General features: G+C 59.8%; 19 protein-coding genes and 3 pseudogenes. 14 read left to right on the forward strand and 8 right to left on the reverse strand.

Translation table 11 applies throughout. The features are described from left to right. The first annotated feature begins 15 nt into the window (after positions 1 to 15). From AC1DV9_RS13945 to AC1DV9_RS13955, 3 genes and pseudogenes are all read left to right on the forward strand, one after another. A complete protein-coding gene (locus AC1DV9_RS13945) occupies positions 16 to 1,530 on the forward strand; it encodes an ABC transporter substrate-binding protein (protein ID WP_477948496.1) in 1,515 nt (504 codons plus the stop codon). 65 nt (positions 1,531 to 1,595) lie between these two features. Continuing rightward, a complete protein-coding gene (locus AC1DV9_RS13950) occupies positions 1,596 to 2,942 on the forward strand; it encodes an amidase (RefSeq protein WP_477948498.1) in 1,347 nt (448 codons plus the stop codon). A 34-nt stretch (positions 2,943 to 2,976) separates the two neighbouring features. After that, a pseudogene (locus AC1DV9_RS13955) lies at positions 2,977 to 3,054 on the forward strand (IS6 family transposase); the annotation flags it as partial. On the opposite strand, the pseudogene AC1DV9_RS13960 reads toward AC1DV9_RS13955, so the two are convergent. Next, positions 3,032 to 3,310 (reverse strand): annotated as a pseudogene (locus AC1DV9_RS13960) (non-homologous end-joining DNA ligase); the annotation flags it as partial. The pseudogenes AC1DV9_RS13955 and AC1DV9_RS13960 overlap by 23 nt on opposite strands. Positions 3,311 to 3,774: 464 nt before the next feature. Here AC1DV9_RS13960 and AC1DV9_RS13965 point away from each other — a divergent pair. Continuing rightward, a complete protein-coding gene (locus AC1DV9_RS13965; RefSeq protein WP_477948500.1) occupies positions 3,775 to 3,951 on the forward strand; it encodes a hypothetical protein in 177 nt (58 codons plus the stop codon). 429 nt (positions 3,952 to 4,380) lie between these two features. Here the strand turns inward: AC1DV9_RS13965 and AC1DV9_RS13970 are convergent, their stop codons facing one another. Then, complete coding sequence (locus AC1DV9_RS13970) at positions 4,381 to 4,656, reverse strand: hypothetical protein (RefSeq protein ID WP_112389510.1); 276 nt, start codon at positions 4,654 to 4,656, stop codon at positions 4,381 to 4,383. Positions 4,657 to 4,901: 245 nt separating this feature from the next. Here AC1DV9_RS13970 and AC1DV9_RS13975 point away from each other — a divergent pair, with 245 nt between their 5' ends. From AC1DV9_RS13975 to AC1DV9_RS13985, 3 genes are all read left to right on the forward strand, one after another. After that, complete coding sequence (locus AC1DV9_RS13975; RefSeq protein ID WP_477948502.1) at positions 4,902 to 5,207, forward strand: hypothetical protein; 306 nt, start codon at positions 4,902 to 4,904, stop codon at positions 5,205 to 5,207. Positions 5,208 to 5,331: 124 nt separating this feature from the next. Next, a complete protein-coding gene (locus tag AC1DV9_RS13980; RefSeq protein WP_477948504.1) occupies positions 5,332 to 5,877 on the forward strand; it encodes an IS110 family RNA-guided transposase in 546 nt (181 codons plus the stop codon). Positions 5,878 to 6,586: 709 nt separating this feature from the next. After that, positions 6,587 to 6,712, forward strand: coding sequence for a hypothetical protein (locus tag AC1DV9_RS13985; RefSeq protein ID WP_477948505.1), 126 nt, complete (start codon positions 6,587 to 6,589; stop codon positions 6,710 to 6,712). Between the two features lie 829 nt (positions 6,713 to 7,541). On the opposite strand, the pseudogene AC1DV9_RS13990 reads toward AC1DV9_RS13985, so the two are convergent. From AC1DV9_RS13990 to AC1DV9_RS14010, 5 genes and pseudogenes are all read right to left on the reverse strand, one after another. Next, positions 7,542 to 7,871, reverse strand: a pseudogene (locus AC1DV9_RS13990) (DUF993 family protein); the annotation flags it as partial. A gap of 120 nt (positions 7,872 to 7,991) precedes the next feature. Continuing rightward, positions 7,992 to 9,224 carry an ABC transporter substrate-binding protein gene (locus AC1DV9_RS13995; protein WP_477948594.1) on the reverse strand — a complete coding sequence of 411 codons (1,233 nt, stop codon included), beginning with the start codon at positions 9,222 to 9,224 and terminating at the stop codon, positions 7,992 to 7,994. 23 nt (positions 9,225 to 9,247) lie between these two features. Further along, positions 9,248 to 10,300 carry an aldo/keto reductase gene (locus AC1DV9_RS14000; RefSeq protein ID WP_477948506.1) on the reverse strand — a complete coding sequence of 351 codons (1,053 nt, stop codon included), beginning with the start codon at positions 10,298 to 10,300 and terminating at the stop codon, positions 9,248 to 9,250. 10 nt (positions 10,301 to 10,310) lie between these two features. Beyond that, positions 10,311 to 10,661, reverse strand: a complete 351-nt coding sequence (locus AC1DV9_RS14005) for a TIGR04076 family protein (RefSeq protein ID WP_477948507.1) — start codon at positions 10,659 to 10,661, stop codon at positions 10,311 to 10,313. After that, entirely contained in the window at positions 10,654 to 11,424 is a 771-nt protein-coding gene (locus AC1DV9_RS14010; protein ID WP_477948508.1) for a GntR family transcriptional regulator, read from the reverse strand. Before AC1DV9_RS14010 ends, AC1DV9_RS14005 begins: the two co-directional genes overlap by 8 nt. A 100-nt stretch (positions 11,425 to 11,524) precedes the next feature. On the opposite strand from AC1DV9_RS14010, the gene AC1DV9_RS14015 reads away from it, so the two are divergent. The 6 genes from AC1DV9_RS14015 (at position 11,525) to AC1DV9_RS14040 (ending at position 17,090) form a co-directional block, all read left to right on the forward strand. Further along, entirely contained in the window at positions 11,525 to 12,334 is an 810-nt protein-coding gene (locus AC1DV9_RS14015; RefSeq protein ID WP_477948510.1) for an ABC transporter ATP-binding protein, read from the forward strand. Further along, positions 12,331 to 13,071 (forward strand): ABC transporter ATP-binding protein, encoded by a 741-nt coding sequence (locus AC1DV9_RS14020; RefSeq protein ID WP_477948512.1) that lies wholly within the window; start codon positions 12,331 to 12,333, stop codon positions 13,069 to 13,071. Before AC1DV9_RS14015 ends, AC1DV9_RS14020 begins: the two co-directional genes overlap by 4 nt. Beyond that, entirely contained in the window at positions 13,068 to 13,979 is a 912-nt protein-coding gene (locus AC1DV9_RS14025; protein ID WP_477948513.1) for a branched-chain amino acid ABC transporter permease, read from the forward strand. Before AC1DV9_RS14020 ends, AC1DV9_RS14025 begins: the two co-directional genes overlap by 4 nt. Beyond that, positions 13,976 to 14,947, forward strand: a complete 972-nt coding sequence (locus tag AC1DV9_RS14030) for a branched-chain amino acid ABC transporter permease (protein WP_477948515.1) — start codon at positions 13,976 to 13,978, stop codon at positions 14,945 to 14,947. The genes AC1DV9_RS14025 and AC1DV9_RS14030 overlap by 4 nt, the downstream gene beginning before the upstream one ends. Before the next feature lie 4 nt (positions 14,948 to 14,951). Then, the gene (locus AC1DV9_RS14035) at positions 14,952 to 16,412 is read left to right on the forward strand and encodes an aldo/keto reductase (protein WP_477948517.1); all 1,461 of its coding nucleotides are present in this window, start codon (positions 14,952 to 14,954) and stop codon (positions 16,410 to 16,412) included. A gap of 294 nt (positions 16,413 to 16,706) precedes the next feature. Beyond that, complete coding sequence (locus AC1DV9_RS14040) at positions 16,707 to 17,090, forward strand: MFS transporter (protein ID WP_477948519.1); 384 nt, start codon at positions 16,707 to 16,709, stop codon at positions 17,088 to 17,090. Between the two features lies 1 nt (position 17,091). Here AC1DV9_RS14040 and AC1DV9_RS14045 read toward each other — a convergent pair whose 3' ends face one another. Further along, a complete protein-coding gene (locus AC1DV9_RS14045; protein WP_477948596.1) occupies positions 17,092 to 17,727 on the reverse strand; it encodes a GntR family transcriptional regulator in 636 nt (211 codons plus the stop codon). 621 nt (positions 17,728 to 18,348) lie between these two features. Here AC1DV9_RS14045 and AC1DV9_RS14050 point away from each other — a divergent pair. Next, positions 18,349 to 19,965, forward strand: a complete 1,617-nt coding sequence (locus AC1DV9_RS14050) for a transposase (protein ID WP_477948521.1) — start codon at positions 18,349 to 18,351, stop codon at positions 19,963 to 19,965. Positions 19,966 to 19,968 lie beyond the last annotated feature (3 nt).

Genomic DNA, 19,968 nt, shown 5'->3' on the forward strand with positions numbered 1-19,968 from the left:
GAAGGGAACAAGCACATGATCAACAGGTGGAAATCAATCGGGCTTGCCGCATTCATCGCCGGCCTGTCGCTGACGGCAAGCTATGCCGAAGCAGCCGGCGTTCTGACCATCGGCCGCCGCGAAGACTCGACGACCTTCGATCCGATCAAAACGGCCCAGAACATTGACAACTGGGTGTTCTCCAACGTCTATGACGTCCTGATCCGCGTCGACAAGACCGGCACCAAGCTGGAGCCCGGCCTTGCAGAAAGCTGGACCGCCTCGGAAGACGGCCTGACCTATGTCTTCAAGATCCGCGACGCCAAGTTCTCCGACGGCTCACCGCTGACGGCCGAGGACGCTGCCTTCAGCCTGCTGCGCATCCGCGACGATCCGGCATCGCTTTGGAGCGACAGCTACAAGGTGATCGATACCGCAGTCGCCACCGATCCGCACACGCTGACGATCAAGCTGAAGAACCCCTCGGCGCCGTTTCTGTCGACGCTGGCACTGCCGAACGCCTCAGTGATCTCCAAGGCAGGCATGGAATCGCTGGGGCCTGACGCCTATGCCGAAAAGCCGATCGCCTCAGGTGCCTTCACCGTCGATGAATGGCGCCGCGGCGACCGCATCATCCTGAAGAAGAACCCGAACTTCTGGCAGGCCGACCGCGTCAAGCTCGATGGCGTCGAGTGGATTTCGGTGCCTGACGACAACACCCGCATGCTGAACGTCCAGGCCGGTCAGCTCGATGCGGCGATCTTTGTGCCCTTCTCGCGCGTCGAGGAGATGAAAAAGGATGCCAACCTCAACGTCCTGATCGATCCGTCCACCCGCGAAGATCACCTGCTGATCAACCATGCGCATGGCGATCTCGGCAAGAAGGAAGTGCGCCAGGCGCTCGATCTCGCCATCGACAAGAAGGCGATCGTCGATGCCATCACCTTCGGCCAGGGCACTGTCGCCAATTCCTACATCCCGAAGGGCGCGCTCTACTACTACGCCGACAACCTGCAGCGCCCGTACGACCCTGAAAAGGCGAAGAAGATGCTGGCCGATGCCGGCGTCTCCAACCTGACGCTGAACTACCTGATCCGCGCCGGCGACGAAGTGGATGAGCAGACGGCGGTTTTGGTGCAGCAGCAGCTCGCCAGGGCCGGTATCACCGCCAATCTGCAAAAGGTCGATCCGAGCCAGGAATGGGATATGACGGTCGCCGGTGACTACGACATTTCGGTCAACTACTGGACCAACGACATTCTTGACCCGGACCAGAAGACCACCTTCGTGCTCGGCCACGACTCCAACAACAACTACTCGACCAACTACAAGAACGAGGCCGTGAAGGAGCTGGTTGCCAAGGCCCGCCTGGAGCTCGATCCGAAGAAGCGCGAGCAGATGTATGTCGACCTGCAGAAGACGGCGAAGGACGACGTCAACTGGATCGACCTCTACTACAGCCCCTACATCAACGTGGCGCGCAAGAATGTCGAGAATTTCTACCAGAACCCGCTCGGCCGCTTCTTCCTGGAAGATACGGTCAAGAACTGAGCCTTTGATCTGACGACTGTTCCGCCGCCTTGGGGCGGCGGAATTTTCCCCGAAGGAGAACGGCAATGGCCCCGGATGAAATCGCCTTCATGAGCGTTACCGAACTTGGGCGTGCGTATCGCGCCGGAGCGCTGTCGCCGGTCGATGTCGTCAGCGCAAGTCTTCAGCGGCTCGACGTGCTGGAGCCAAGCCTCAATGCCGTTGCCCAACGGCTGGACGCATCGGCGATCGCCGAGGCCGAAAAAGCCGCGACAGAGCTTCGCGCCGGCAAGGATCGCGGGCCGCTGCACGGCATTCCCGTCGCCATCAAGGATCTGATCGAGGTCGATGGCGCGCTGACCGGCTACGGCAGCAAGGTCCGGCTACCGGCCCTGGCAAGCGCCGACGCCCTTCTGGTAAAGCGGCTGCGCGAGGCCGGTGCGATCATCTTCTGCAAGGCCAACCTCTTGGAATATGCCTATGGCATCGCCCATCCCGAGATTGGCCAGACCAACAATCCACACGACACCGGACGCACCTCTGGCGGCTCCAGCGGCGGATCGGCGGCGCTGGTTGCAGCCGGCATCGTACCGCTGGCGACCGGCACCGATACCGGCGGGTCGATCCGCATCCCGGCCTCCTACTGCGGCATTTCCGGGCTGAAGCCGAGCTTCGATCTGGTGCCGCTCGACGGCGTCTTCCCGCTGTCCGGGACCCTCGACCATGCCGGACCGCTCGCCCGCGACGTTACCGATACCACGCTGCTGCTCGAAACGCTGAGCGGCAGACCCATGCCGCTGACGCCGCCATCACTGTCAGGTGTGAGGATCGGCGCCGTCCGCTTCCACTGCGCAAGCCCGGAGCTGACCCCGGCAGTCGCCGCAAATCTGGCCTGGGCGCTTGAGCGCCTTGCTGCGGCCGGCGCCATCGTCAAGCCGATCGATATTCCTGAACTGTCCCGCGCCAATTCCGAGCTCCGCCGCATCATCCTGCCGGAAGCCTCCGTCATCCACTCGCCGCTCTATTCCGAGAACCCGGCTGGTTACGCACCGCGCACGAAAGCGCAGGTCGAAGCCGGTTTTGAAGCCAAAGCCATCGACTATCTCCAGGCGCAGAAGTTTCGCGTCGAGTTGCGCAATGCGGTCGAGGCCGCCTTCGGCGACGTGGACGTGCTGATCGGACCAAGCGTCCCCTTCCCTTCCCCCGTCAAAGACCCTGAATTCACCGAGGATGGCGAGGAAGGCGAGATGCTCTCAAGCGGCTTCGCCAACATGACCGGCCAACCGTCGCTCAGTGTACCCTCCGGCATGGACGGCCACTTGCCGCTCGGCCTGCAGCTGACCGGGCCGCTAGGCGCGGATCACCGGCTGTTACAGCTCGCGCTCGGCGTCGAGGCGGCGCTCGCAGCGTGGCGGAAGCCGTCGTTCGCCTAAACGTAGAACTGCACCGCCGGCTCCGGCGGGCGCAGCCGCCATGCGTCCCATGCGCAAGCTTCTCAAGTGCCAAGGTGTCGCCCCGCGCGCGATGGTGACCGACAAGCTGCGTCATGCCCTCCACGGGTGAGAATACGGACCTTGCCATGGTCGAGATGGACTGCAAGACAGTAGCCCTCCCACTTTACCTCAAAGGCCCGCTGATGGCCTTTGGGCGGCTTGACCCTTAGAAGTGCCAGGCACGGCTCGATACGTGCCAGCATTAGGTCGAGGGGGAGATTTGGCTGCTGAGGATCGCGCTTGCGCGGCCGGGATCGAACAGGCTTTTCCGTTTGCAGCAGGGGCTTTGATTTTGGCGGCGTCGTCATGCCGCCAGTCCATCAGCAAATGCTTAAGATGCAGTTGAGGAAAACGGGGCCAAACTTAAAGGGGCGCCCTGGCGGGGCGGATCTCATTCGGAGGGCCTTCAGCATCCTGGACTGGCTGGGTCTGTTGAGGGAGATGCCGAAGGCCTCGCTTGAAACGGACGGCTAGATGTTTAGTTCCAGCGCAGACGCAATGAACTTCGGGGACCGCCATGCTAGAAGAATCATCGCTTGCTGAAAAAGTGACGCTGCTTGACGCGCTCGCCTCCCGGACTCGTTTCCGAGTCTTGAAGACTGCCCCAATCGACCACGTCCAAGAAGCTTTCATTCCTCCGGATGCGCGGCTTCATAAATTTCCGGCGAGAAGCGCAGAACCACTACTACTCGTGTCATCAAGACGGCGTCAGAAAGCTACTGCAGACTCTCGATAAGGGTGCTCCCGCTACGAACAATCCTGAGATGACGCGATGAGCGATCTTGACCGGCCAATGCAGTCGTCGAGCCAGCAGTTCGAACATCTCTGTACGCATCCGGACTGCAAACAGTGGGGCGGCTTTGGCTTTTCGTCCTCACAATCGATCGAGACGCGATGGTGGTGCTGGGAGCATCCGCACAAGGAACCGATCCGGCACATGCCGCGTTAATGGGAAGCTGGCACGTTCCTCGCTAGCACTCTGACTTCCCCACCTCGCCCCGGCCGCACGCTGGGGCTTTTTCTTTCGTCGTCACGTTCGTGTCACGTGACTCACATCATCAGTTGTGATTAATTCCCGCCCGATGATGCGCCTTGGCGGACCTCTTGGCGCATTGAGGGCTCGCCTGTGTATTGGGTGGCGAGCCCTTTTTTATGACCCGCCTGCCTTGCTCTTCATGTCCGACAGTTCGCGCCCAGAAGCCATCGGATCGAAGCTATTCCCGTTGCCGCTCATTTCCAAGCTCCCTGCCCTTGCCCTTGCAATGCGATGCCATGCTTATTTGTCATGCCATAAGAAAAGCCGCCCTTTATGAGAGGCTTAAGTGTTCGGTTACCCACATTCGATGGCACGGCGCTTTGCGCAGCTTGTTCCGGCCATTCAGTGGATGGTGCGGCTGCCACCGCTACCATGCTCGAACTTGGCTAGGAGATGGATTGCCTCCAGAACTAGATGCTCTGCGTTCTCCGTTTCGTCCCCGGCGATCGTCTCGGCGTTTATTTGAAGGCGATTACCGAGTTCGGACATGTCCTCCCAAATGGGATCGTCTTCATGTTTCGCGATCGATGCCGACATCAAGAGGCTTTCACCTAAGGTCTCAAGAAACTCGATGCGTTCCTCGGTGGTCATCTCGTCGAGTTTTTTAAGGTCCGCCACGATAGCTAGCTCTTCGGGATCATTGTGCCGAGGAATTTTGAAAAGACTTCCCGTCTGTAATTAGGCGGTCTAGACCGATATCAAGCCGCTACCTCCGCACGAGCGACGACAGACCTTTCACCGCAATCCTCTCCCGTATCGAGGCCCGAGTTATAATCCTCCCACATCATCCCAGGGAGGAGAAAACGGAACGGGTTAGCACGATTGGTCTGGACCTCGCCAAACAGGCCTTCCAGGTCCACGGAATGAACAAAGACGGGGACAAGGTTTTCAGCCACAAGCTGGCGAGAGCGGAATTGCCAGGTTTCTTTAAGAAGGATCGTGGATGCGTTGTCGCACTGGAAGCCACCGCCGGCGCTCATTATTGGGCGAGAGAGATTGAAAGGTCGGGGCACACGCCGTTGCTCATACCCGCGCAATACGTCAAACCATTCGTCAAACGGGATAAATCCGATGCTCTTGACGCCGAAGTAATTGCCAACGCCGCGACGCAGCCAGGAATGCGCTTCGTGGCCATCAAAAGTCCGGACAGCAGGCAATCACCACTCTGATGAAAACGCGAACGCTGTTCATTCGCCAGCGAACCTCCGCCATCAATGCGCTGCGCGGCCTTTTGGCTGAATTCGGATTTGTCGTCCCGTCTAGGACCATAACGTTGTCGAACTCAAGCAGATCTTGAGCTCTGACAAGAGCCACCTACCCGAGCCCGCGCGCACCGTGTTGAGAAGTGTCTACCAGCACATCGACGCTATCAACGAGCACATCAGCGGGATTGAAGAGTCGATCGATGACCAGGTTAAGAAAGATGATGCTACACAGCGCCTGATGACTATTCCAGGTGTGGGAAAAATCACGGCTGCCACTGTCCGAGCAGTCGTCCCGGACGCAACGCTCTCTAAAACGGCACGGCACTTTGCCTCGTGGCTTGGCATTACACCGAGGTCTTTTTCATCCGGTGGCAAGCTGAGTTACGGCCGGATTTCGAAGAGAGGAAATGGGGAACTTCGCAAGCTCCTGGTTATCGGAGCGTTTCCAATAGTCGCCCGCGCAAGGGGGCGCCAGAGTACAAATGAGTGGCTTTATTTCCTCGTAAAACGAAAGCCTTACACGGTGGCAGCCGTCGCGATTGCCAACAGAACCGCGCGTATTGTATGGGCACTTGTGACCAATGGCGGGGTCTACAGTTCCACCAAGGGCTTTCCGCAACCCGAGCTAGCATGACCCACTCGACTATCAACGGTTGACGATTGATCGAAACGCAGATCCAAACTGTGGAAGAGGCCGCAGATTGAATTGACCCTCAAAATCGCAGATTTTTCTGACCATTCACAACGTCAGGCGATTTGGCACATCAAGTGATGCCGTTATGGGCCCGGTTAGTCCCAGACCGCTCCTCTCAGCCCTTAAGGTGTATTCAGAACCTAAGGCTGAGACAAGATAAGATTATGAATGGGCACTGGGTGGCATCCGGCCCAAATGATACGCCCTTGCGGTAAGCGCCTTCACTGTGCAATCCAGGCAAAGCGCCATTCGTGGGGTTGTCCTAGCGCGTAATTAAATCTGGCGGTACCGGTCGAATCCTGCCTGGCTTTCATCTCGTCAATCAGCCAGGATGCAGATGGTATTCCCGGCAGATGACAACGATGGATCGCCCCTTCTACTTCATCAAGGGTTCCAAGCCCGACATTGGGAACGGCTCCGGGCCTCATCAGGGTCCAACTGTACTGTCGCATACAATCTCCACCACGCAGGGTCACTGCCACAAACACACGACCGGAGGCAGAAATGCATACAGCCCCTTCTGGTTCCTTCCAGCGCTAGCCGCTGATGATGGGGCGGTGGTGATGTCCGCCGGACTAAGGTCCGATAGCTGGAACCCGATAGAGCTTCGAGAGTTAGTCGCCTCGTAAATCAAATGAGGGGTGAGACTATGCTCTGGTGGCTACTGCTCGGTTATTCTTCGTTCGTCTTCACGGTCACCGCGATTCTTCTGGCGATCGTGCTTCGGCAATTGCGCGCACTTGCGCGCAACAACACCGTCGGTGCAGCCAGATAGTGGTCCAATCGAGAGTGCTCCACCATCGAGGATCTCAGCTTAGATTACTCCGATCCGAGAGGAAGATCCTCCGCCGAGGCCGTTTGACAACCACCGACTTTAGCCCGTATTGCCGGGGCCGCTCGTAGAGCGTTTAATGCTCTCGATATTGCGAGTTCGGCGCGAGTTAGTCTCGACGAAAGATCTAGGAATGCTCACACTACCCGTCCACACCAAAACGATCGCGACCTTAGAATACGATCCACACAAGCGCTTATTGGTGGCTCGGCTCCGCAGCGGTCAGTTGCGGTCGGTAAAAAATTTCCCGGTCTGCGCTGTTCTACGTATGATTAGCGGCTTACCCGCCGAAGCATCCACTTTTTTGCGTCCTATTGGCTGATGGTACGTCCATGAGAGAGGACCAAGAGGCTGCAGCGCAAGATGGAAGAAACAGCGCCCAAAAAGGGCTTCTATGTATCGCAAATCCTATCTTGATGGCATGGCGCAAGGGTTACGACGAGGAATGATCAATAATGATGGGCATCGAAAGGAAGCTACGCGAGGACTAACTCGCGAAGAGGCGCGTTATTGATAGAATTGTCGTCGAGGTGCAGGCAGATGCCGAAACTAAGACGCACGAGAAGGGCTCGCCTGTGTATTGAGTGGCGAGCCCTTTTTATTGGAACCCTCCCTGGTTCGGCAAGTTTTACACGTGCCGCAGCGATGCGGCGACACTCCCCCTAGCTTCGCTCGTCATTTGGCGGGGTTTACTTTTGCCGCTACCCCAGCCCTTGTGAGCTTGTAGCGCGGGGTCATTAGTCGTTCCAGATGATAAGCCGCATTTCTCGGTCGCGACCACATCAAAGATCCCGAGCAGCGCATGGCTGTAATGCTCGCCATCCCCCTCGATCATGTCAGCGTAGTTGAAATCGTCCCCGGTAAAGCACAAGACACCATCCGGAAGGCAGCGCCGGAGGATGACTTCCTTCTCTTCATCGAGAAGCGAGATCTTGATGCCTTCCACCTTGTCTTTGTTGGCTTCGATAATGCGGATGACGCTTTCGAGCGCCGAGCCGAAATCCGACGCCCCCCAATACCCTGCGAGGTTCGGATCGAACATATCGTCCAGGCCGTGAAGGACCACCTTGTCTTTGGCCTGCGAAAGTAGGTCCCCATAGACCTCTTCTTAGTCATCCGCAACGAGAAATGGGTGCCGATGGTGGTACAGCATCGGCACCTGTGCACGATACGCTGAGCCTTGCATGTAGTGGCTCGTGGAGCATCCTCGAGCTCACTCAATTCAATTTGCGGTCTTAATCTTGGTGACCTCTTCGGCGCTCAACTCACCGACCGTCGTCACCTCGCCGCCGCTGATCTTCCACAAGCGGAACGGACCTGTGATGTCGCCATACTTGTCGAAGCTGACAGGGCCGATAACACCTTCGTACTTGACCGGCTTGCCATTCTTGATGAGCTGCAGCGCCTTGGCGAACTCTTCCTTGCCAGCATGGATGGGCGTGCCACCCTCGGCGACGACCTCGTGCATGGCTGCCTTAATGGCGGCCGCATCTGCCTTGCCGGCCTTGGCGATCGCCAGCGCCACGATTGCACCCGCGTCATAAGAGCGGTCGGCGGCCGGAGCCGAAGGCGAGATGCCGCCGGAGAAGGCTTCGTAGTTGCCATTGAAATACTCGGTCGACGCCGTAGGGCTGGTGCCGGAGGAGGTGCCATAGGCATTCTCCAGATACTGCGCGCCGACGCTATCGATAAAGTCCTTGGAGTTCATGCCGTCGTTCAACAGGAAGGTCTGCTTGCCACCACCGGAAACCCAAGCGCGAGCAATGGTCGCGCCATCGACAGGCGTGCTGACGAGATAAAGCGCATCGGGGTCACCGTCCATCGCGGCGCTGGCTTCCGAGGAGTAGCTTGACTGCTTCTCGTTATAGGGCGTCGTCGAGGTGATCGTGCCGCCGAGCTTCTGATAGGCGGTCGAAAATTCCTTGACCATGTTCACGCCGAAGTCGTTGTTGACGTTGATGATCGCAATCTTCTTCAGGCCCTGGTCCATCGCGAACTTCGCGGCCGCGGTGCCCTGCAGCGCATCCGAGGTAATGGTGCGGAAGAAGACGCCGTTGGTCTTGCCGCTGCGGCCAAGCTCGGTCAGCGTTGGAGACGAGGATGCTGGCGAGACCTGCACCACGCCGGCCGGTGCCGTTAAAGATGTCAGGATCGGGATCGATACCGACGAGATGATGCCACCGATGATGACGGGCACCTTCTTGATGTTGACGAGCTGCGTCGCCTGGTCGACGGCGACGTTGCCCTGGCTCTGGCTGTCGCGAGTGTCGGCGACGACTTTGCAGCCATTGACGCCCCCGGCGTCGTTAATGTCCCGGAAGGCCATCTCGACGGACTTAGCGCCGGCCTGGCCATATTCACCGGCCGGACCGGTGAGCTCCATAACGAGGCCCACGGTGATGTCGCAATCGGCGGCCAGCGTCGGTGCCGTGGATGCCGCAAGGGCAGCTACCATGGCAGAAAGCAGGAATGTCGTTCTCATTTTTGTTCCCCTTTGTTGAGATTGTACTTCATGATGCTGCCGTGGCGGCCTTCCCTGTCCCGCTCCAGCGTATAGACGTCGCCGTCGAGCGGCTTTGATTGCGCAAGGATCGCATCGATCTCAACCCTGTCCTTCTCGCTTAGCGCGATATCGCCGATTGCAAGATTGGACGTCAGGTGATCCCGATTGCGGGCGCCGACGATGACGGCGGCGACGCCTGGCTTGGTCAGCATCGCTGCACTTGCGATCGTGGCAATATCGGTATCGTGCCGGTCGGCGATCTCGCGCAACGTCGACAGCAGCGCCTGGAATAGATCCCAACCGCCAAAATCGTCGATGATCAGCTTGTACTTCGTCAGTGAACGGTTCTCGAGCGGATGTTCCGGTTCCGGCTGGCCGAGCCAGCGATCGCCGAGGAAGCCGCCGGCGACGGTACCGTAGCAGAACAGCGCGAAGTTCTTTTCGCCGGCAAGCGCCGCCATGCGCTTTTCCGGGCGCCGGTCGAGCAGCGAATATTGCAGCTGCAGCGAGGTGAAGGGCACGTCGGAACCGATGATCGCTTTGATATGATCCGTGTCGAAATTGGTGCCGCTGATCTTGCCGATCTTGCCGGCCTCATGCAGCTCCTTCAGCCAGCCCGCCGTTTCCAGCCAGCCCTCGATATCATAGGCCCACCAGTGGAATTGCACGAGATCGAGGCAGTCGAGGTTGAGCCGCTTGCGCGAGGTATCGATGACGCCTTCAACATAAGCCTTGCTGATGTTTGGTAGGACCGTCAGATCGGGCACGAATTTGGTGTGGACGCGGATGCGCGACAGCGCCTGAATGCCACGCAGGTTCTTGTAGGCGACGCGAAAACGGCCCATCAGCTCCTCGACGCCTGTATAGATGTCAGCGCAGTCGAAAGTGGTGATCCCGGCGTCGGCAAAGGCGATCATGTCCTCGACAGCGCTGCCGCCATCGATCGCGCCGTGGCCGCCCGCCAGCTGCCAGCCGCCGCGAATGACGCGGGAGATTTCGTAACCGGGGGCGATGGTGATGCGCTGCATGTCTTTCAGCCTATTGGTCACTCAAGGGAACCGCCGTGGTGGCGGCATGGCTGAAACGGCGGATACCCGTGCGGGTGATCCTGAGCCGTGTCGAGCAATTGGGGTCCGGGCAAGCGATGTCGGCGTCCGTCGTCATCCAGTCGTTGCGATCCGTCGGGCGTTGCTTTGCCGCGAGCAGCGGCAGCACGGAGGAGAGCGAGTAGATCGAGATCCCCTGTCCCTCCGGCAGATGCAGCATCTCGCCCTTGAGCTCGAAATGATCGCCAGGCTTGGCGCCGCAGTAGACCGCGCCGCCTTCGGGAATGATCACGTCGACCCTCAGATCGAACAGGTCGAAGCAGTCGTCGATGGGTTCAGGCATGGTGACCTCCCGACGCATTGCCGTTGGGTTCGGCGTCCAGCCGCCCGCGGATGAGATCGAAGGAGCGGCTGATGTCGTTGGAAAGCGATTGCATCGCGGCCTCGGCATCGCGATTTTCCAGCGCATCGAGCAGCGCCCAATGATGATTGGTGGCAGCAAGTCCGCCCTGTTCGTCATGAATATGCGCGGCCTTGCGAATGATCGCGCCCGACTGCAGCCACAGGCTCTCGACGATCGGGATCAGCACCTGCGAGCGCGCCGCATGATAGATGTGGAAATGGAACTGCTGGTTCAGCGCCGAGGTGACATGGCCGATATCCTTGCCATGCTGCTCGAAAGCGAGATCGCAATCGACATTGATCTGCTTCAGCACGGCAAAATCGTCATTCGTCAGATTGGGCAGCGCCAGCGCAACCATCTGGCCCTCGATCAGGATGCGGGCGCGGGCCAGATCGTCGAGACGCTCGCGCGTGATCAGCGGCACGCGCACCGAGCGATTGGGCAGCGATTCCAGTGCCTGCTCGGACACAAGGCGGCCAAGCGCCTCGCGGACCGGCATGGTGCTGGTCTGTAGCCGCTCGGCCAGATCGACGATGCGCAACACATCGCCGGCGTCGAACATGCCGTTGATTAGCGATTTGCGCAGCTGCGCGTAGACGCGATCCTGCAGTGTTTCCCGCCCGACCGGCGACAGCGCGTCGTCACGATCGTGACCGCCATCGATGGGCTTCCTCGCATGGGCGCCTGCAGAGGGGACTACCATCTAGCCTGCTCCGTGGAACGCCGCTTTTTTCGGTTGCTTTTCACCATGGGGTGAAGTTTGATCAAACATCATCAATCAAATCAAGAGACTTCTTTTCTCCATGCCTTTGCCAGTGCCAGACGCCCCAACGAAAGCGGCAGAACCCGCGAGAGCCGTGATCGACGCGTGCGAACTGGTGAAGTCGTTTCAGGGCAATGTGGCCGTCGGCGGCATGTCGCTCAGGCTTGGCGAAGGCGAGATGGTTGGCCTCATCGGCCCGAATGGCGCCGGCAAAACCACGTTGTTCAACCTGATTGCCGGAAGCCTGAAGCCGACATCCGGTGAAATCTGGATAGGCGGCCGCGAAGTGTCGCAGGAAAGCCCGGAACAGAGAATTGGCCGCGGCGTCGGCCGGACTTTCCAGATCCCGAAGCCGTTTCTCGATATGACTGTCCTGGAGAATGTGCTCGTGGGCGCACAGGCCCAGGATGGCGAACGACTTTCCGCAAACTTCCTACGCTTTGGTTACGTCAGGCAGCAGGAGCGGTTGGCGATCGAGAAGGCGCGCGCTCTGCTGGAGTTCGTGACCTTGTCGGGCCTCGAGGGGCAGCCCGCAAAGGTTCTCTCGGGTGGACAGCGCAAGCTGCTCGAACTCGCGCGCATCCTGATGGCCGATCCCCAGGCTGTCTTGCTCGACGAACCGGCGGCGGGCGTCAACCCGGCGCTGCTGGAAACAATCATGGAACGCTTATTGGAGCTCAATGCGCAGGGCAAGTCGATCCTGCTGATCGAGCACAATATGGATATGGTGTCGCGGCTCTGCAACCGCGTTGTCGCCATGGCGCTCGGCAAGCCGCTGGCCGAGGGCAGGCCCGCCGACGTCGCCTCCAATCCCGATGTTATCGAAGCTTATCTCGGAGCGGCGGCATGACCGCGCCGGCGCTTCAAACCCGCGCGCTGGTCGCTGGCTACGAACCCGACCTGCCGATCGTGCGTGGGGTCGATCTCTCGGTGGCGCCGAGAGAGCTTCTGGTGCTGCTCGGGCCGAACGGGGCCGGCAAATCGACCTTCGTCAAGGCGATTGCCGGCGTGGTGCCGATCCACTCAGGCAGCGTCCTGCTCGGTGAGCGGGAGATCACCCGCGTTGCATCCCACCGCAAGATCGCTGAAGGCCTCGCTTTTGTTCCGCAGACGGACAATATCTTCGCGACGCTGACCATCCACGAAAACCTGCAGCTTGCCGCCGCCGTCCTGCCGAAGGCTCTGCGAGGCGAACGGATCGCCGCGCTCTATCGTCGCTTCCCCGATCTCGCCAGCAAACCCACACGTTTGGCCGGCGCATTGTCGGGAGGACAGCGGCAGATGCTGGCCGTTGCCCGCGCGCTCATCGTCGATCCCTCCGTGCTCATCCTCGACGAACCCTCGGCCGGCCTGTCGCCCAAAATCGTCGGCGAGGTGTTTTCGATGCTGAAAGAGATCAACGCCGGCGGTGTCACCGTCATTCTGGTCGAGCAGAACGTCAAGGCGGCCGTTGCGATCGCCAACCGCGCCGTCATCCTAGTCGAGGGCAGGATCAGGCATGAGGGCGAGGCGTCCTCGCTGCTCGCCGACCCGTTGATCGCCAAGCTCTATCTCGGCACCACCAAGCGGGCGGCGGAGGCACCATGAACCCTCAATTTCTCATGGATGGCCTGGTCGCCGGCGCGATGATCGGCCTTGGCGCCATCGGCGTGACGCTTACCTATTCGATCCTGCGCTTTGCCAATTTCGCGCATGGCGAGATGCTCTCCTGGGGCGCCTATCTGGCACTCGCCGTCAGCGGCGGCCTCGGGCTCTTGTCGACCACGTTGACGAAGCCGATCGGCCCCTTCTCCTTCGGCTGGTCGCTACCGCTTGCGGCCGTGATCGCGATCCTGCTCACGGGCTCGCTGGCGCTCGCCGTCGATGCGTTGCTGTTCGGCCGTCTGCGGGCGCGCGGCGGCGCGATCATCATTCTCGTCATGGCGAGCTTCGGCGCCTCGCTTGCGCTGCGCAGCCTGCTCGAATTCATCTTCACCTCGAAGCCCGCCTATTACACGAAGGCGCTGCAGATCGCTGTGAAGATCGGCGGCGGCCTGCGCGCGACGCCCGATCAGCTCCTGTCGCTCGGCCTGTCGCTGGTTGCGGTCGTCGCGATCCACCTGCTGATGACCCGCACCGACATCGGCCGCTCCATGCGCGCCGTGAGCGAGAATCCGGCTTTGGCGGGCATTGCCGGCGTCGATGTGCGCCGTGTGATCCGCGTCGTCTGGTTCGTCGGCGCTGCCCTCGCCTGCATCGCCGGCATCATGACCGGGCTGCTCGTACAGATCCGCCCCTATCTTGGCCATGACCTGCTGCTGCCGCTGTTTGCAGCCGCAATCCTCGGCGGGATTGGCAGCGTTCCCGGCGCGATGATCGCTGGATTGATCGTCGGCCTGTCGGAAGCAGCAGCCGTGCAGGTCGTCGGCGCTGAGTGGCGGACGGCTGTCTCTTTCGTCATCCTGGTGGCGGTGCTGCTTCTTCGCCCGCGCGGCCTGTTCGGGAGGGCGGCATGAGCCTTGATCTGATCGCCTACGCAGCCTTCTTCCTGACGATGGCACTGACCTATGCCATCATGTGCCTCGGCCTCAATGTGCAGTGGGGCCAGACCGGCCTCTTCAACGTCGGCATCGCCGCCTTCGTCGCGATCGGCGCCTATGTGTCGGCGCTTTTGACGACGCCGGATGCGCCCGGCCGCTTTGGCGGTTTCGACCTGCCGATCGCCATTGGTTGGCTCGGCGGCGCGCTGGTCGCCGGGCTTGCCGCCTGGCTGGTCGGTGCGCTCACCATAAGGCTGCGATCCGATTATCTCGCCATCGCCACCTTCGGCGTCGCGGTCACGGTGCAGCTCTGTGTGCTGAACCTGCAACCGCTAACCGGCGGCGCCTTCGGCATCGGCTTCATTCCGCGCCCGTTCGGCAGCCTTGCCGCTGATCCGCTGGCATTTTCCCTTTCCAATCTCGCGCTGATGGCGGGCGTTGTGCTGGCGCTCTATCTGGCGCTCCAGCATCTCGCCAAGAGCCCCTGGGGCCGCGTGCTGCGCGCGATCCGCGAGGATGAAAGCGCTGCACAGGCGCTCGGCAAGCGGCCTATCCGCTTTCGTCTGCAGGCCTTCACCATCGGCGGCGCCATCATGGGGCTGGCAGGGGCCGCGCAAGGACATTTCATCGGCTTCATCGCTCCCGACAATTATCTGCCGATCCTGACCTTCCAGGTCTGGGCGATGCTGATCGTCGGCGGCTCCGGCAACAATCGCGGCGCCATACTCGGCGCGGTGCTGGTCTGGGGACTGTGGGCGCTGTCGGCGGCCGCCGTCTCAGCGTTCGTGCCGCCCGAACAGCAGGCCCGCGCGGCGTCGCTGCAGATCGTCATGATCGGCGTCGGGCTCTGCCTCATCTTGCTCCTGCGCCCTCGCGGCATTCTCGGCGCCTCAAATGCGCTGGCATCGCTGACGAGCAAGCGCAAACAGACATCCAGGGAATAACGACATGTCCACCACGCCCCCACGCATAGCCCTCACCAAGGATCTCTCCATCAGCCGCATCGTCTGCGGTCTCTGGCAGGTGGCCGACATCGAGAAGATCGGCACCGTGATCAATCCCGACAAGGGCGCCGATGTGCTGCAGGCCTATGCGCTGGATGGTTTCGATACGTTCGACATGGCCGATCACTATGGTTCGGCGGAGCTGATCACCGGTCGCCTGCTGTCGCGCTATCAGAACGGCCAGCGGCCAGTCGCCTTCACCAAATGGTGCCCGGAGCCGGGACCGATGACGGCTGATGTCGTGCGTCGTGGCGTCGAGGAGCGGTTGACGAGACTTGGTGTCGACAAGGTGGATCTACTGCAATTCCACTGGTGGAGCTTCGAGCATCCAGCGTGGCTCGACGCACTGCACGAGATGCAGCGCCTGCGCGGGGAAGGCCTGATCGGCGCGCTCGGCCTCACCAATTTCGATGCTGGACATCTGGCGCTGGCACTCGCCGACGGCATCGAGATCGCCAGCAATCAGGTCTCGTTCTCCCTCGTCGACCGCCGCGCGGCCGGTGCGCTCTCGAAGCTCTGCGCCGATAGCGGCGTCAAGCTTCTCGCCTATGGGACGCTCTGCGGCGGATTTCTGTCCGAGAAGTGGCTGGGCCAACCGGAACCGACTGGTATCGCCGATTGGAGCCGCTCGAAGTACAAGCGCTTCATCGACGCCGGCGGCGGCTGGCAGGCCTTCCAGGGCATTCTCAGCACAGCCCAAACCATCGCGACCAAGCACGGCGTGTCGATCTCCAACGTCGCGAGCCGCTGGGTTCTGGAGCACGATGCGGTGGCCGCCACCATCGTCGGCGCGCGCATCGGCGAAAACGAGCATCGCGGCGACAATCTGAACGTCTTCTCTTTCGCGCTCGACGAGGAGGACCACGCCGCGTTGAACGCTGCCTTTGATAAGACGCAGTCCATTCCCGGCGACTGCGGCGACGAATACCGCAAGCCGCCATTCCTCACGGCATCCGGCGACCTCAGCCACCATCTCGATGCCATTCCATCCGTCTACACGGCTGAGCCGGTACCCGGTCGTCCCGGCCGTTCGCGTGTCTCATCCGGCAGCATCTGGGAACCGATCGCGGGCTATAGCCGGGCCGTCAGGGTGGGGGATCGCATTATGGTCTCCGGCACGACCGCGACTCATGGCACCAACCGCTGCGTAGCGCCCGGCGATGCCGGCGCGCAGGCGACCTACATTCTCGACAAGATCGCCGCCTCCATTTCGGCGCTTGGCGGCAAGATGGAAGACGTGGCCAGGACCCGCATCTATCTGCGTGATGCCAATCAGTGGGAGCCGGTGTCGCGCGCGCACGGACGCGCCTTCGCCTCGGTTCTTCCTGCCAACACGCTGATCGAGGCCGGCAATCTGATCGGCGATTACGAGGTCGAGATCGAGGCGGAAGCGATCTGCGACTGAGTACATGCAACATAAAGTAGGGTTAGACGCTTTCCCTATCAACATCATTCGTGTTGATGGAGGTGGCGGTACCGGTGCTTGGCTGCACTTCTGTATCTGTCCGAGGAAGAAATTGCCCCCAGCGAAGTCACTGTAAAGTTCATTGACACGCTACCTACTAGAAGGTAGCGAAAATGCGTGATTCCGATGATCTGATGAATTTTGGCGACAATCGAGGGATTAAGCCTAACTGAGGAAGAGGATGCTGATGCATCTGCCTGATTGGCAGTTGCCGCAGGCACGATTGGCGCCTTGATGGCAACCCTCGACATCTCGATCGTGAATTCTTCGCTCCCAACAATCGCTGGCAATATCGGTGCTAGCGGAACGGAAGGAACATGGATATCGACAGCATACCTAGTGGCCGAGATCATCGTCATTCCCCTCGCAGGTCAGCTCGCCAGGGTGCTCGATCTGCGCACCTTCCTGCTAATAGCCGCAGGCCTATTCACTCTCTTTTCAGTGTTTGCGGCCTCGCAAAACCTCACAATGATGATCATCGGGCGCGTTGGCCAAGGCTTCACGGGAGGCGCCATGATCCCGACGGCCCAAACAATTACTGCCATGCGGCTACCACGTCACCGGCCCTTTGTCGTGTCGAGATGGAAGCCAGGGCAAGCTCCGGCGAACGCCCGCTAGGCTATCGCGCTATGACAGGATGCCTGGGAGTGGCGAAAACGATGCTCGCGGTGCTTACCAGCTCCACGTGGTGGAACGCATGCTCGCCAGCGGCTTTCGCGTCTGCGCGAAGGATGGCTTCGACGATAAGGTCGTGCTCTTGATAGGACTTCGCCAACCGGTCAGGCAACCGAAACTGGGCGCTGCGGAACGGCGCCAGCCGCGCCCGGGTAGCGGTGACCTGTTCGAAAATATGATCGTTGTGGGCACCCCGATAAAGCCTGGTGTGGAATGCGGTGTTGTGGGCGGCGTATTCCTCATAGCTGGCCGTTTGAACATGGCGCACTGACTTGTAGTGTTCCATTTCCAATGACCGCCGCTCCTCCACCGTCATGCGCTCGGCCGACAACCGTGCGCATACTCGCTCCAACTCCGCCATAGCCTCGAACATGGAATGCAAATAATGCTCACTCACATTGGCGACTACCGCGCTCTTGTTGGGTTCGCGGGCCACCAGCCCCATTGCGCATAGTTCCCGGAGCGCTTCGCGCACCGGCGTGCGGGAAACCGAAAAACGCTCAGCCAGAGAGCCTTCGTCGAGTTTCTCGCCTGGCAACAACGCACCGGTCACGACCAGATCCGCCACCGCGCGGACCATCTGCTCCACTGTGGTTCCTGATCTGACAACGTCCTTTTTCTTGATCTCGTACACGCAGTCTCTCGAATCTCTATCTTACATACAGTTGCCGAGCCTCGGAGATTTGTCAAATATTCAATAAAAACAATTTATTAAATCGCATGATAACCGCTCTCCTCCTGATCTGCCCTACATAATGAATAAATAATCACCAATGGGTACTTTTTAGACATTCTTACGGTCAAACTGTATGCAGTTTCACGATCGTCAGTTGCCATAGGTGCTTTTGTCGTTTGTAATCAACGACGTAAATTCTGGCACGGTCATTGCATACACTTTCAATCGTATTCGTCCCATCGGCTTTGCCATCAAGGAGCATCCAATGACCAATCTCCTTTCCCTGAACCGCCGCAAATTCCTTTCGCTCACAGCCGCCGGCGCGGCTGCGACAGCGCTTCCCGGTTTTCTACCCACAACGGCTTCCGCTGTGGGTTTGCATTTAATCGTGAGATTCCGTCCCAACACTTTCAAAACGTTAGCTCGGCATGTAATTTGAGACTTAGCACTTAATTTGAGACCGCCTCTTGGATTTTAGCACTTAATGTGAGATTCATTCATTGATGAAATCCGCGGTGCTTTATTATGGATGATCAGTTTCCAGACGAAATTGACGAAAAGCTTTGGGAAGAGGCTTGTCGACGCGCCGGCGCAATCCGAGAGTTTCTGAAGCGTCGGTCTGGCGATGTAACATCCGGGGATATGGCGCTCCTTGCTGTCGAACTCGGCGTCAGCCGAGCAACTGCCTTCCGTCTTATCAAGCTATTTCGGGGTGGGGGAACGGTGATGGCGCTAGTGGAGCGAAAACCTGGCCGTCCTGACGGCCGACGCGTGCTCGACAAAGGCCGAGAAGAAATCATCCTCACCACGATAAATCGGTATTACCTGACAAAGAACCGCCCAGGCATCTCCCAATTGGTTCGGGATATCCGAACGAGTTGCCTCTCGGCGGGGCTGAAGCCGCCACATCGCCGGACGATCGAAACTCGTCTCAAGGACATCAACCTTCACAAACGCGCCAAACAACGGGGCGAATCCGAAATCGTGAAGCGGACAACCGCCGTGCCGGGAGGGCTCACCGCCTCGCGTCCACTCCAGATCGTCCAAGTCGACCATACGAAAGCAGATATCTTTGTCGTCGACGAGGAGACGCGTCTTCCCATCGGGAGGCCCTGGCTAACTCTGGCAATGGATGTCTGCAGTCGGATGGTGACAGGGTTCTACCTCGCGATGGACGCTCCCTCCCGACTTTCGACAAGTTTGTGTTTGCTACACTCTGTCTTTGACAAATCACCTTGGCTACGAGAGCGCGAGCTCATTGAGCCGTGGCCGGTGGCCGGCCTCCCTGAGACACTACATGTCGACAACGGCAGCGACTTCAGAAGCCGAGCTTTTAAAAGGGGCTGCGACGATGCTGGCGTAGCGATCGACTGGCGACCACCGGGCGAACCGCGCTTCGGCGGGCATATCGAGCGGCTGATCGGCACCCAAATGGGAAGACTCCACTTGTTACCCGGAACTACTTTCAGCAATGCACGGGAGCTTGGCGAATACGATTCGAAGCGGCATTCGGCGCTGACTCTGCGCGAACTCGAGCGATACATCGCCCTCGACATTGTCGGTAACTACCATCACTCAATCCACCGCACTCTGGGCCGTCCGCCCATCGCGGTATGGCGCGAGCACGAGGGTGAAATTCCGCTCCGCTTGCCGCCGGACCGGATGCGATTTTGGCTGACATTCCTCCCCGAGCAGGAGCGTACATTGCAGCCTACCGGGATCCATCTCTTTGGAATGCGCTATTGGTCGGCAGCCCTGAGTGCCGACGTCGGGACTGCAGATCGCCGGCTGCTCGTCAAATACGACCCAAGGGATATGTCTCGTGTCTTCGTGCGACGACCATCAGGCAGCTTTGTGGAAGCTCGTTACGCCGATCTCACCTTGGCTTCGGTAACGCTACACGAAGCCTTGGCTGCAAGGCGCACTCTGCTGGCGAAAGGGCGACGAGAGGTGGACACCCGCGCGATCGTCGGTACGGCAATTGAGCAACGCAAATTGGTGGATGCCGCTATGAAGGCGACAGCCACAGTACGACGAGGCAGCACTTCCAGCTTAAAAACGAAAGTGGATGACAGCGGTTGGGGCTCGCTTCGGGGAATCGACTCCAGCAAACCTGTGGCTTTCGACGAGGACATGGAGTGAGCT

The sequence above is a fragment of the Rhizobium sp. 01L410 genome (genome assembly GCF_056400165.1).

Coding starts and splice junctions, on each gene's coding strand:
- AC1DV9_RS14025 (WP_477948513.1), top strand. CDS start 13,068: ATGAACCCTCAATTTCTCATGGATGGCCTGGTCGCCGGCGCGATGATC.
- AC1DV9_RS13985 (WP_477948505.1), top strand. CDS start 6,587: ATGCTCTGGTGGCTACTGCTCGGTTATTCTTCGTTCGTCTTCACGGTC.
- AC1DV9_RS13945 (WP_477948496.1), top strand. CDS start 16: ATGATCAACAGGTGGAAATCAATCGGGCTTGCCGCATTCATCGCCGGC.
- AC1DV9_RS13995 (WP_477948594.1), bottom strand. CDS start 9,224: ATGGTAGCTGCCCTTGCGGCATCCACGGCACCGACGCTGGCCGCCGAT.
- AC1DV9_RS14050 (WP_477948521.1), top strand. CDS start 18,349: ATGGATGATCAGTTTCCAGACGAAATTGACGAAAAGCTTTGGGAAGAG.
- AC1DV9_RS14015 (WP_477948510.1), top strand. CDS start 11,525: ATGCCTTTGCCAGTGCCAGACGCCCCAACGAAAGCGGCAGAACCCGCG.
- AC1DV9_RS14040 (WP_477948519.1), top strand. CDS start 16,707: ATGGCAACCCTCGACATCTCGATCGTGAATTCTTCGCTCCCAACAATC.
- AC1DV9_RS14030 (WP_477948515.1), top strand. CDS start 13,976: ATGAGCCTTGATCTGATCGCCTACGCAGCCTTCTTCCTGACGATGGCA.
- AC1DV9_RS14045 (WP_477948596.1), bottom strand. CDS start 17,727: ATGGTCCGCGCGGTGGCGGATCTGGTCGTGACCGGTGCGTTGTTGCCA.
- AC1DV9_RS14010 (WP_477948508.1), bottom strand. CDS start 11,424: ATGGTAGTCCCCTCTGCAGGCGCCCATGCGAGGAAGCCCATCGATGGC.
- AC1DV9_RS13965 (WP_477948500.1), top strand. CDS start 3,775: ATGAGCGATCTTGACCGGCCAATGCAGTCGTCGAGCCAGCAGTTCGAA.
- AC1DV9_RS14035 (WP_477948517.1), top strand. CDS start 14,952: ATGTCCACCACGCCCCCACGCATAGCCCTCACCAAGGATCTCTCCATC.
- AC1DV9_RS13950 (WP_477948498.1), top strand. CDS start 1,596: ATGGCCCCGGATGAAATCGCCTTCATGAGCGTTACCGAACTTGGGCGT.
- AC1DV9_RS14000 (WP_477948506.1), bottom strand. CDS start 10,300: ATGCAGCGCATCACCATCGCCCCCGGTTACGAAATCTCCCGCGTCATT.
- AC1DV9_RS14005 (WP_477948507.1), bottom strand. CDS start 10,661: ATGCCTGAACCCATCGACGACTGCTTCGACCTGTTCGATCTGAGGGTC.
- AC1DV9_RS13975 (WP_477948502.1), top strand. CDS start 4,902: ATGAACAAAGACGGGGACAAGGTTTTCAGCCACAAGCTGGCGAGAGCG.
- AC1DV9_RS14020 (WP_477948512.1), top strand. CDS start 12,331: ATGACCGCGCCGGCGCTTCAAACCCGCGCGCTGGTCGCTGGCTACGAA.